Origin of the sequence: Geminicoccus flavidas (assembly GCF_009806515.1) — a bacterium.
GTDB classification, from domain to species: domain Bacteria; phylum Pseudomonadota; class Alphaproteobacteria; order Geminicoccales; family Geminicoccaceae; genus Geminicoccus; species Geminicoccus flavidus.
Genome location: NZ_WUJP01000042.1, coordinates 1 through 11,153 on the forward strand (window position 1 = coordinate 1; position 11,153 = coordinate 11,153).

Genomic DNA, 11,153 nt, shown 5'->3' on the forward strand with positions numbered 1-11,153 from the left:
TGAGCTCGCCCTGGCCCGTCGCCTGAACCCGTCGCTGATGGCGCGGGAGGCGGCACCATGAGGAACGCCAACCTCCACACTCCCCTCCCCAAGCACGGTCAGGTCCAGGTACGGCCCATGCTGGCTGCCGCCTGTGCTGAACTCGGGGTGAACCTGACCAGGCTGGCTGCCGGACGGCACCGCTTTGCCTGCCGGAACTGTCAGCGCCTGCATCGCAACGCGGCGATGCTGGTGGTCGTGGCCGAGCGGTCGACGACCTGGAGCTGCGAAGGCTGCGGCACCTATCGCAGCTTCACCTCAGTGCCCCGGCACCATGCCCAGCAGGTGGCGCCATGAGCGCCACCCAGTTGGGCGGCGGCCCCTACGACGTCACGGTCCTGGAGGCGCGTGTGCCGTGCCACAAGACCATTCACGCTGACGGCAGGATCGAGGCCAGAGGCAAGGCCAAGTGGTTCCGCGCCGCCTCGGTGATCGTGCCGGATGCCAACGCGATGTACCGCCTGGTGCAGCGGCTGCTCACCTGCCGCAGGGTGCTCGTAGTGCGCGGTGCCGTGCGGCCGAATGCCGATCCCCGCCGAATGCGGCGGCTCGCCCACGACCGGCTCGATGAACAGACGGGCGAGCTGTTCGAGCGGACGCTGGAGGACGTGCCGAAGGCCTGGGCCAAGCTGGACGTCGACAATGCGCCGGCGCGGCGTCCTGACTGGTTCATGCCCGAGCATGCCGTCGACGAGATCCGCTGGTTCGTCGACAGCACCTCCCGCCCGAGTTCCGGGTCTGTGCCTTCGTCGCGACAATGACGAGCCAAGCCGCGCTGACCGCCGGCATGCGGTTCCGGCTGTCGATCATGCTCGATCGGCCATTGCGCGGTCACGAGGTCGAGCGGGCCCTGCAGGGTGCGCCGGTCGACGTGGCGACACTGCGGCCGGCGCAGGAGATCTTCACCAGCGCCCCCGTCTTCGTCGGCATGGCGGATCCGGTGCCGCAGCGGGTCATATTCTTCTGGGGCGATCGGGACACGGTGCCCCTGGTGGTTCCGCCGGAAGCACCGAAGCCCAAGATCGACCTGAACAGCTATCAGCCGGCTCGGCGTGACGGCGGTGGGCTGACCCTCGACCACCTCTATGCGGCCATCCTGAAGGCTGGCGAAGGCCGGCGGCGGATGACCCTGTTCGGCTGTGCGGCGCGCTCGATGGACCTGATCCGCGAGGGCAAGGCCAGCCATGATGAGGTCTTCTCTGCCCTTGGCTCGGCCGCCCTGGCAGCTGGCACCCCCGGCACGCGCGCCGAGATCGCCAAGCATATCAGCAACGGCCTGGCCCGTGGTGCCGCGGGAGGGCTTGCGTGAGCACTTACCAGGACCGCGCTGCTGCCGAAGAGCGTTTTGCTCGGGGAGAGACGCCGGAATACGAGCCAAGCAAGCATGCGGATCAACCGCAGCCTGAGCCACTGGAGCTCATCGATGCCAGCACCCTGGACGGCGTCGAGCCGCCGCGCCGGGAGTTCGTGGTCGAGGGTCTCCTGCCCAGGCGGGCCGCTGTCCTGCTGGCTGGCGATGGTGGTGTCGGGAAGAGCTTCCTGGCTTTGCAGTTGGCCGAGTGCCTGAGACATGGCGAGCCGTTCCTGGGGCGGGGAACCACCGCTGGCACGACTCTGGTCTACAGCTGCGAGGATGAGGCCGAGGAACTGCATCGGCGTCTGCATCGCCTGCAGCGCAGCCTTGGCCTCCCCTCCACCTTGGCCAAGCGCATCCTCCTGGCACCCAGAGTGGGCACGCTCAATGCGCTGGTCGAGTTCGACAACCGTACCGGTGTGGCTAAGCCAACAGCGGCATTCGACGCTCTGAAGACTGCCGCTATCGAGAACAAGGTCGACCTTATCGTGGTCGACACGGTGGCCCAGACGTTCCCCGGCAATGAGAACGAGCGTGCCGCGGTCACCGTCTTCCTGAACCTGATGGCCGGGCTCGCCCTCGGCACCAACAGTTGCGTGTTGCTGCTCGCGCATCCGCCCAAGAATGGAGCTGAGTTCAGCGGCAGCACCAGTTGGAATGGTACTGTCCGGGCACGCGTCTTTCTGCAGACCAAGGATGAAGACGGTGCCCGTCGCTTCTTCCTCAGGCTCAGCAAGGCCAACTACGCCCCAGAGTTCGAAGAGGAGCTCATCCGCGACGACAATGGCGTGATGTGGCTGGCCGACAAGGCGCCAGCTTCCATGGCCGACAAGATCAGCGCTTACCAGGAGCTCGCCCAATACAAGACGATCTTCCTCTCGGCGCTCGACATCCTGACCCGGCAAGGCCGCGCCATCTCGCACTCGAACCGCGCGCCGAACTTCGCACCCAAGGCCATCATCGCCGCCGAGCTCGGGCTCGGGTGCTCGGTGCGGCAACTCACGACCGCGATGGAGGCGCTGTTCAAGGATGGCGTCATTACCGCCAACGCAGTCGTCGGCAAGAAGCCCAACCGCGTGCCCATCACCGGCATCGCCCGAACCATTCCGCTTGCGGATCAGCCCAACACTGACCGCCGGGATGATGACGAGCCTGCGGAGGAGGGTGGGTCCGCCGAAGGGTCCGTCATCGACCTTAACCGATATCCGGAGGCTGCCGAATGACCAGCCCTACCACCACTGATGGATGCACCAGGGTCCGCACCCAGGATGCGCACCCAGGTTCCAATTTGCACCCAGGTACCCCGGTGCAAAGCAGACGGCACGTGCACGCACCTGAGTGGGGGGCTTTAGCCCCCACTCTAGTGCGGTGCGCGGTGCAGCCCGAAACGGACGTAGGTGCAACCGGAACCTCGGTGCACCTGCAGACAGCCCACCCATCCCTCGCCGACGTCCTGGCGGAGGAACAGCAATGACTGCCTGCCAGTGCGCCGGCTGCCTCGCCAGCCGCCTGCAAGGCATCGGCTCGCTGCTCGCCCGCGGCCGCACGGCCATGGCGGCTGATGCCCTGGGGACGGTCGTCGCAGAGCTGCAGGCCCTTGCTGCCCAGCAGCACGCGAGAAAGCCAACCATTCCGAGCAGCTCGGCACGCAAGGCAGCCAGGCTGGCGCAACTCCTGGAGCGGCGGCCGGACCTGCGGGCGGTGGCGGCAGCGGCACTGAAGATCCGGCCGCACGACCTGGATGCCATCGCTACGGGCCGGGTGCTGCTCACGTCGCAGCGCTGGGCCCGCGTGTTCGCAGCGCTGGAGCCCGCAGAGCACGCGACTTCCGCTGTCTTCCCCCACCCCTCTGAGTGAGAACATCCATGCGACTAGAACGCCGGTTGGTGGGTGCACGCCTGAATGGCCGCCGCCTCGCCTTCTCCCTCAAGATCGGTGACTACGACGATGCTCTCGAGACCATCGGGCGCCTTCGCCGCTCACTCATCCGCTCGCTCGCTCAGCTCGATCGGCTGGAAGCGCGGCTGGATCCGCTGGTGGACCCGGACTGCGATGCCCACCCCCGACGACGTGGTGACCTGCCATGACCCGCCGGCCCGCTGACCAGCCCGCGGTGTTGAGCTTCGTGGCCTTGGCCTTCTTCTCCCTCGGCATGGCGCTTCTGGCTGCCGCAGGCGCCGATCAGCGTCAGGCCTACCGGCTGTTTAGGACGGTGGCCCGGCAAGACGCCCTACCGCCTGTCCGCGGCTCACCTCGACGCCGGCGCCGACGGACCATCACTCGCCAGAATTCACATCTTCAACTCAAGGACTACCGATGACCAAGATTGCTCTCCCCGCCTCCCTCGCCCATGCCATCCGGGAGGCTGAGGCTATCGAAGCCAAGATCGCCCGCACCAGGCAGGCGCTCCTGATCGCAACCGACCGTACCGACCGAGCCCAGGTCGAAGTTATCCAGGCGCAGGCCGAGCGCGATCGTCTGGCAGCCGAACACGACCTGGCCTTGGGCGCGGTTGCGCTCGATGAGGTGCCCGAGGTGCCACCGGCCACGCTGGCCAAGGAAGTCACCGCCGCCGCCAAGAGGCTGGCCAGCGAACGTGCCGAGCTGGATGCGGCACAGGGGGCGCGGCGTGGGCTTGAGGCCCGGCTGGCGCGCGAGGCCGAGGAGCGGACCAAGCTCCTGGAGGCCATCGAGCAGGCTAAAGGCGAGGCGCGCCTTGCCTTGGCCGAACAGGCAACTGCGGTCCTGGACAGGGTTACCGCCATCTTGACCACGGAGTTAGTCCCGCTGGCTCAAGCAGATCTGGCGGTCGGCGGCGGCTACTTGGCGCGGTGCCTGGATAGCATCCGTCTCAGCGAGTTCTGTGTCGACAATGGTCAGCCCAGCCGGGCGGGGAAGCTCGACCATGCCATGCGATCGGCAACCATGCCTCCCGAATTCGCTCGGGTCGACATGACCGTGCGCAAGCTGAGGGCAGCCGCCGCCGAGGCTCGTGCGGAAGCTGAGGTCGTGCAGGAGCCGGCCAACGACCTGCAGGCAGCCTGACCATGCGACGCCGCCCTGCCCTACCGATCGTGTCCGAGGCTCCACGACAGGCTGGTGAACAGATGGCCGCTGATCTGCAGGCAGAGATCGACCTGATCCTTCGGCATGCCGACCCGGTCAACGCAGATCTGTCGACCCGGCTGGTAGCCCTGGAGCAGGCAGCGCTTCAGGCACAGGGCGGCGTCCCCGACCTCATGCTGGCAGCCATGGCGGCTGCCAGACAGGCCGCAGAGCAGGCGGCTGGAGAGGAAGGCTGCGGCCTGCGCGAGCGGATCCGGGCCGGTGACTGGATCGTGGGCCGCCTGGCCACAGCGTTCCATGAGCCGGTCGATCGATCGCTGAAGCACTGACCGTGGTCCTATGCCTGGGTTTCGTAGGTTCTTCCTGGCCCCTTGCGGTAATGCGGGGGGCGCGGGCGCATGGCTTCTCTAGCCACAGAATTTTCTACGGTGTTCCACCACATGAGACAGGAGTCTCATCATGGCGATGTCTCGCCAGTCTTGGTCGATCAACGCGCTATCGGTCGAGTTCCAGCTGGACCGGCGGACGGTCGGCAAGCGCCTCGAGAACGTCCTGCCTTATGACCTGGGGCCGGATGGTTCTCCGCGCTGGCGCCTGTCGGAGGCGGCACCCGCGCTGCTCAGGCCCGCGGACAAGCCAGCCGCGAGCAAGATGGCCGGGAAGTGTCCGCCCGGCTGCGAGATCCTGCTACGAGTACCGGACCCGGCACATGGCGGGTGGGTGATCGCCTGGCTCGAGCTGTTTGCCAACTTTCAGTGGTTGGCGGCCGGGCCGATGATGGCATCAGGATTGAGCCGGGAGCAGGCCGAGAAAACGGCCGGCTGGCTGTTCGTGATGTTGATGTCGTTTGCGGATAGTTCAGCCAAGAAGGCCGGCATCCCACCATGGCTGGAAGAGGAGGAGCCGGGCTGGCTGCCGAGCGAGATGATCGTCGAGCCCGACTGGGAGGCTGCGACAGCCTATGCCCACCAGGTGCAGGCGGAGCAGGCGGCCAGCCCGGCGGCATGGCAGCCGTCCTGACGAAGGATCACTCGATGTATCGCTTGCCCTCGCTCCCGGCCCTCCTGGTCGAGAAGGAGATCATCGACGTCCGCACCGCACAGTTCCTGAGTGAATGGCAGAGCCAGATCGATCGCGACGCCTGTCCGATCGCGATCCAGCACCTGGCGGCGATTGTCGAGCACATCCGCGTGCTGCCGCGGGACCAGCTAGTGAGGTACACCGCTGACCGGATCTTGGACGAGCTCATCGCCGACATCCGGCACCGCCAGATCCTGGACCTCCGCTACAACGTTTCGCATCTGCGGCTGCAGGATTATGCCGAGCGGTTGGCAAAGCTCGCAGTACCGCAGCCCGTAAGAGCGCAACCAACCGAGCGTGGTCGGGCACAAGCGTGTGCGTCTAGTTGTTCTACGGCGAAAAGGAACGACAACGACAAAAAGGCTTGATGCTCTGGATAGCAGCTGCACCAGAGCCGGTGCCTGCGCATGCTCCTCTACCGGAATGGCACAGACCTCGCTCGTCAACGTCTAGCGCGTCCTTTCCTCACGCACTTCCAGACTCGCGTCGGTGTTTGTTGCCTGGAACTACATATACTCGGCGAGCCACTCTTAGTTCCTTTGAGATCTATTCTAATACTGGCTTGGGCCTAACGAGCCGGGGTCCGCACAAGCGGCATGAAAATGTCGTCTACGATCTCTTCGACGACAGAAGCCTCTATGGGCTTCATGTTCATCATCATCTCATGACGTATCAGATCAATGGGAAGTGCTGTGATCCTCCGCGTCAGCCTGCTGGCATCAACCTCCCCGCGTTCAACTCCCCGTTTGAGAACGTGATCAATAGTGCCCTTAGCAAGATCCCGCCGGAGGTCTTCTAAGCTAGAGTTGGTCTCTGCCAGATACCCAGCCATTTTGGCCATTACTACAATAAGTACATGCCCTCGACCCGCCAGTTGCTGCAGGAGGCTTACTAATTCGTCCCGCACCGAACCCAGATCCGGCACAGAGACCGGCTGCTGCTCAAGTTGGTGAGTTAATGCTGCCTTCGCGAGTTCCTTTCTCCCTGTCCACCGCCTGCTAAGCACGGGCCGGCTAGTGCCTGCACGAAGTGCGACCGCTTCGAGCGTGAATTCTGCGTAGCCGCGCTCGACCAGTTCGCTCCAGGCGGCGCCCAGTATCGCCTGATCCAGCGCTGCCCCACGCCTCCTTGTTGCCTTCCGGGCCTCCAACATCACCTCCGCATTAAGATGCACGAAAGCATCTTATTGACCTTCTTGCTCCCGCCTATAAGATGCATGTCCGCATCTAGATGTAGCAAGGGTGCAGATGGGATACGGCCTCATTATGAGGCCGTTCGTGAGGCAACTGTGTCGATCTTCTGGCCGGTTTAGCCGGCCGGATATCCTTTTGTTGACCCGTTACCTACAGGAGAAGGTCTAGTCCGCGCTTCGCGTCCGGCTCGGCCACCCATTTTTGCACGCTCGTTTTGTCTTGGACGTGCCGCCAGATCCGGAGAACGAACTTGACTATCCGATACTCTTATACGCTAGCCCTCTGTGCGTTATTGACTTGCGCCTGCACCAGCAAAACAAGCGATCCTGTGCAGTCTTCGGTAGTCATTCCCTCGGCGCCGGCGAGCTCGGCAACGGTCAGCAGTGCGCTGCTTGGTGCTGACGTGCCGCATCAGGCAGAGAATGAAGATGCTACTGTGCCAGCGGGGCCTACCGCACCCGACAATGATCCATGGGAGCCGTACAACCGGGCCGTCGACCGCTTCAATCGCACGGCAGACAGGTGGGTCGTGCGCCCGGTCGCTTCCGCCTACGACACCGTAACACCTGAACCGGTGCAGACAGGCGTAAGCAACTTTTTTAGTAACATGGGCTCTCCAGTTACCCTGGTGAATCAGGTACTACAGGGCAAGCCGGCTCCTGCACTACAAACTCTGGGACGGTTCGCAATGAACACCACTGTTGGCATCGGAGGTCTTCTTGACCCGGCTAGCGCTGCCGGCATTCCTCGCCATGCTGAAGACTTCGGTCAGACTATGGGTGTCTGGGGCTGGAGCGATTCACGTTATTTTGTCTTACCCTTGATGGGTCCAGGAACCCTGCGTGATACATTGGGACAGGTTGGGGACATGCCGCTGTCGCCAATCGGATATATCGACAACAGCCAAGTCACCATGGGCCTGAAGGCATTACGAGTTGCTAACACGCGTGCCGGCTCACTCGGGAAGGACAACAGGCACAGCCACACGATCGACGAGTATGTCATCACGCGCGATACATGGATGCGCCGCCGCAACGACCAGATCCACCGTGACCTGCACGACCGGTCGGTGCAGTGAATTCGGTTCAGCCCGCTGCAGCCTAAAAACCTTCGGGGGCGTAGAAAAGGGATACGCGTGTCTCTTTGGGTCGTGATGGTTGAGGCTGACCGTCTGCAACAGATATCGCAACCGCCATGGCTCGAACATCGGCTTTCCGCTCGATGGTGTTCACGCAAGCCAGCGAGAGGCTAGCAGCCTCCGCCAGCTCGCGTTGGGTCCAGCCCAGCAGCGCACGTCCTGCACGGATCTGTCTGGCGGTGATCATCCCCGCCTCCCAGCTAACTGCCAGTAATAGCTGGTAGCCTTCACCCGCCGTGCTCCTCGTGCGTAGGTCCAGCCTGCAGGCAGGCCGAGATTAGCGCACAGATCGCTGGGCATGATGTCCGTGCAGTTCCACAAGCGGCCGGCGACCTCGCGGTCACATGCCTTCAACTCGACGGCCAGCCGGAAGGCCTCCCGTCGCTCGTTTGATACATGAACCAAATGCGGCTCCTTCAGACGTAGTCCGATGGGAGCTGCGGCTGCCCTGCCTCGCCAGCACCAGGTGAACCCGGTGTCTCCGCTCGCCAGGATGCAGCTAGCCCGGAGCGGAGGCCGATAGGATGTGCAGGTAGAATTGGGCGTCACGAGGACGCTGCCTCACGTGGTGGCCTCGCCCACGTCTAGCTTCGTCGCGAGTTGCTCATCGGCCTGAGTAAGCCACAAATTTAACCATAGCCTATCCCAGAGATTACGCTATCGGTGACACATGGAAAGGTGCCCTCCGCACCATACCCTTGGTAGGCTGCTAGGGGATCTGATCGTGTTCAGAAGGCCATCGATTCTACCACTCTACCCTCTGCTTCTGGCCGCCCACTATCCCCTGTACCTGATGGCCAGCGACCTCGGCATGACGGATGTCCAGGCTGCGATGCGTCCTGCCATCGCCGGTTTTCTCGTGGCGCTGCTGCTGACGGCTCTTTTTGGTGCAGTGCTGAGGGACATCTACCGCGGCGCGCTGTGCACCACGCTGATCGTCATCCTGATCTACCACTTCGACCGCCTCGAGATCTTCTTCAGCGAGACGATCGGCCGCCTGATCGGCCCGCTGCCCGACATCCTTCTCCTGGCGGTCCTGCTCGTCCTCGCCATCCTCATCGTCATCCTGGCCCGCCCAGGTCCGAACCTGACGCGAATCGCCAACGTTATCGCAGGCGTGATGCTGGCTCTGCCCTTGGCAACACTGCTTTGGCAGGAAGCCGAGGCTGACGATGCAACAGTGCGCACACTTGCCGCCGAGCAACGTGATAGTCTGCTGGCCGCCGCCCGCCCCGTCGGTTCTCTGCCCAACATTGTCCACGTGGTGCTCGACGGCTACTCGCGTCAGGACGTACTGGCCAACCTCTACGGCTTCGACAACACGCCGTTTCTAGACAGCCTGCGCCGGCTGAACTTCGCCGTCGCCGACAGGGCGACCACGCCCTACAACCAGACCATGCTGGCCATGACCAGCGTGCTGTCTACGGATTACCTCGATCCGCAGGCGCCACTGCCGCCGGGAATGTCGCTGCGGCGCAGCCTGCGCAAGCAGCTGCAGGCCAACCCGGTGATGGGCGCTCTGTCCCGACTTGGCTACCAGACCGCTGCCCTCGACGTACGTTACGATCCCATCCGGATGGAGCAGGTCGATCGTCTGCTGGGGCGCTTCTGGATCAGCAATTTCGGCATGACGACCCTGGAGCGCAGCCTCCTGCACCGACTGGCCCTGAGGTGGGGCTTTGTGGAAGCTAGCCTGCCGCGCGACATGTTCGAGACACCCTACGAGCGCGAGCTGACCAGCCCGTTCTTCCTCTATGTTCACGCCTTGGCCCCGCACCCGCCCTTCGACGTGAACCGACATGGCGAGCCGGTGGAGCCGGAAGGCGGCTGGAGAGGACTGGCTGACGGCTCCCACTTCACCGATGGTAATCCGCAGCGCCGGCGGATCTACCGTGACGGCTACGTCGAAAAGCTCCAGTTCACCAACCAGCTGGTTCTGGCCTATTTGACCCGGCTCGTGCAGGAGGTCCCGAACCCGAAGGTGATCCTTGTCCATGGCGACCATGGCGGTGGCTTGCAGTTCGACCAGAACAGCCTCGAGCACACGTGCGCTGCCGAGCGCTTTTCACCCCTGCTTGCGGTTTATGCCAGTGATGGCCGGCTGCAGCAGGCCCTTTCCCGGGACCTTAACCTCGTCAATCTGTATCGCCTGGTGTTCAACACCTATCTTGGCACGCAACTGCCGCTGCTGCCGGCGCGGAGCACCTTCGCTGAGTGGGTGGAGCCGACTAAGCAACAGCCAGTGAGCCCCGAGCAGCTTGGGCAGCAGTGCCTGCTCTAGATGATCCGGCGATCTACGGATGTCTTGCCCGGCTTGACGAGCTTCCGTCGCACGGCCGTATCGGGGCCTGGTGCCACCGCTGCCAGCGGGGCTCGCCAGTGATCAAGGACGTATGGGTGCAGAGGTACGGCAGGGACAAGACGCTGCCGGAGTTGGAGCCACGGCTGAAGTGCAAGGAGTGCGGTTGACGGGGGCAGTTTAGACAAGAGATTGGATGATCAGGCATCCCATCATCTTTCGGGGCTTGCCCTACTCTGCCCGCGCCATGGTGGTGCAGGTGGCAGTCGCTTCATCGCCTCCCTCAATGTAGCAGACCTCCATCTCGGTGGGGCTGCTGAGATACCCGGTGGCGTGGCCGTCGTTATTCGAGATGAGGATGGTCTTGCCGTCGGCCTGGATCACACCGACGAACTCCTCTTCTCCACTCTCATATTTGACCTCACCACGAAACACTCGCCCGTGCTGCTCGGTGATCGCCATGTTCGCCGAGCGGCAGGCCTCCCCATCCTTCTGTCTCGCTCACCGCCGGGCCCGCACCACTCCAGGTGCCGGTCAGTTCTGGCACCTCTTGCGCATAGGCTGCCGCGCCGGATGGCAGTACGGCAACGAGTGCCCAGACCGATGCACGCATGCTGCTCCCCCTGGCTGCCGATCTTGTAGTATGCAGCAGCCGTTTCTTGCTGATCTGATCGAGTTAAACTTCTTCGATCTGCATGTCCATGTAGTTTTCTGAGTGCTAAATACATTCTCATACTCCGGAGAGGGCTAGATGATCCATGACACCATTCGCCAGACGAGAATAATTCCGCATCACTTGATTGGCTAACGTTCTATGTAGATTGGAACGTTATCGCTCCTGCGCCCTTTGCTGATATCTACTATTTCGAGAATTGATGCAGATGATGTTGATCCTCGTGGTCGAGGACGAGGGGTTGGTCGCCATGGCCATCGAGTGGGCGCTGAAGCTTGCCGGGCATCACGTGCTTGGTCCCACCGACAACG

General features: G+C 63.4%; 14 protein-coding genes. 12 read left to right on the plus strand and 2 right to left on the minus strand.

Annotated features, from left to right (window positions below):
- Nucleotides 1-57: 57 nt before the first annotated feature.
- The 10 genes from EQG76_RS01075 to EQG76_RS01120 all read left to right on the plus strand — a co-directional run bounded on the left by EQG76_RS01075 (nucleotide 58) and on the right by EQG76_RS01120 (nucleotide 5,907).
- On the plus strand, nucleotides 58-336 hold the full coding sequence (locus EQG76_RS01075; RefSeq protein WP_159709815.1) for a hypothetical protein: 279 nt from the start codon (nucleotides 58-60) through the stop codon (nucleotides 334-336).
- The gene (locus tag EQG76_RS01080) at nucleotides 333-800 is read left to right on the plus strand and encodes a hypothetical protein (RefSeq protein WP_159709817.1); all 468 of its coding nucleotides are present in this window, start codon (nucleotides 333-335) and stop codon (nucleotides 798-800) included. The genes EQG76_RS01075 and EQG76_RS01080 overlap by 4 nt, the downstream gene beginning before the upstream one ends.
- The gene (locus EQG76_RS01085; RefSeq protein WP_159709819.1) at nucleotides 797-1,348 is read left to right on the plus strand and encodes a hypothetical protein; all 552 of its coding nucleotides are present in this window, start codon (nucleotides 797-799) and stop codon (nucleotides 1,346-1,348) included. Before EQG76_RS01080 ends, EQG76_RS01085 begins: the two co-directional genes overlap by 4 nt.
- On the plus strand, nucleotides 1,345-2,616 hold the full coding sequence (locus EQG76_RS01090; protein ID WP_159709821.1) for an AAA family ATPase: 1,272 nt from the start codon (nucleotides 1,345-1,347) through the stop codon (nucleotides 2,614-2,616). The genes EQG76_RS01085 and EQG76_RS01090 overlap by 4 nt, the downstream gene beginning before the upstream one ends.
- 247 nt (nucleotides 2,617-2,863) lie before the next feature.
- Entirely contained in the window at nucleotides 2,864-3,250 is a 387-nt protein-coding gene (locus EQG76_RS01095) for a hypothetical protein (RefSeq protein WP_159709823.1), read from the plus strand.
- 29 nt (nucleotides 3,251-3,279) lie between these two features.
- On the plus strand, nucleotides 3,280-3,480 hold the full coding sequence (locus EQG76_RS01100; RefSeq protein ID WP_159709825.1) for a hypothetical protein: 201 nt from the start codon (nucleotides 3,280-3,282) through the stop codon (nucleotides 3,478-3,480).
- A 229-nt stretch (nucleotides 3,481-3,709) separates the two neighbouring features.
- Nucleotides 3,710-4,438, plus strand: coding sequence for a hypothetical protein (locus EQG76_RS01105; protein WP_159709827.1), 729 nt, complete (start codon nucleotides 3,710-3,712; stop codon nucleotides 4,436-4,438).
- 62 nt (nucleotides 4,439-4,500) lie between these two features.
- Nucleotides 4,501-4,788, plus strand: a complete 288-nt coding sequence (locus EQG76_RS01110) for a hypothetical protein (protein WP_159709829.1) — start codon at nucleotides 4,501-4,503, stop codon at nucleotides 4,786-4,788.
- Nucleotides 4,789-4,918: 130 nt separating this feature from the next.
- On the plus strand, nucleotides 4,919-5,479 hold the full coding sequence (locus EQG76_RS01115) for a hypothetical protein (RefSeq protein WP_159709831.1): 561 nt from the start codon (nucleotides 4,919-4,921) through the stop codon (nucleotides 5,477-5,479).
- Nucleotides 5,464-5,907, plus strand: a complete 444-nt coding sequence (locus EQG76_RS01120) for a hypothetical protein (RefSeq protein ID WP_159709833.1) — start codon at nucleotides 5,464-5,466, stop codon at nucleotides 5,905-5,907. Before EQG76_RS01115 ends, EQG76_RS01120 begins: the two co-directional genes overlap by 16 nt.
- A 200-nt stretch (nucleotides 5,908-6,107) precedes the next feature.
- On the opposite strand, the gene EQG76_RS01125 is transcribed toward EQG76_RS01120, so the two are convergent.
- Entirely contained in the window at nucleotides 6,108-6,692 is a 585-nt protein-coding gene (locus EQG76_RS01125; RefSeq protein WP_159709835.1) for a TetR/AcrR family transcriptional regulator, read from the minus strand.
- A gap of 290 nt (nucleotides 6,693-6,982) precedes the next feature.
- On the opposite strand from EQG76_RS01125, the gene EQG76_RS01130 reads away from it, so the two are divergent.
- Both EQG76_RS01130 and EQG76_RS01135 read left to right on the plus strand, forming a co-directional pair.
- Complete coding sequence (locus EQG76_RS01130; protein WP_159709837.1) at nucleotides 6,983-7,810, plus strand: MlaA family lipoprotein; 828 nt, start codon at nucleotides 6,983-6,985, stop codon at nucleotides 7,808-7,810.
- 853 nt (nucleotides 7,811-8,663) lie between these two features.
- Nucleotides 8,664-10,151 (plus strand): sulfatase-like hydrolase/transferase, encoded by a 1,488-nt coding sequence (locus EQG76_RS01135; RefSeq protein ID WP_159709839.1) that lies wholly within the window; start codon nucleotides 8,664-8,666, stop codon nucleotides 10,149-10,151.
- 249 nt (nucleotides 10,152-10,400) lie between these two features.
- Here the strand turns inward: EQG76_RS01135 and EQG76_RS01140 are convergent, their stop codons facing one another.
- Complete coding sequence (locus EQG76_RS01140; RefSeq protein ID WP_159709841.1) at nucleotides 10,401-10,631, minus strand: hypothetical protein; 231 nt, start codon at nucleotides 10,629-10,631, stop codon at nucleotides 10,401-10,403.
- Between the last annotated feature and the right edge of the window lie 522 nt (nucleotides 10,632-11,153).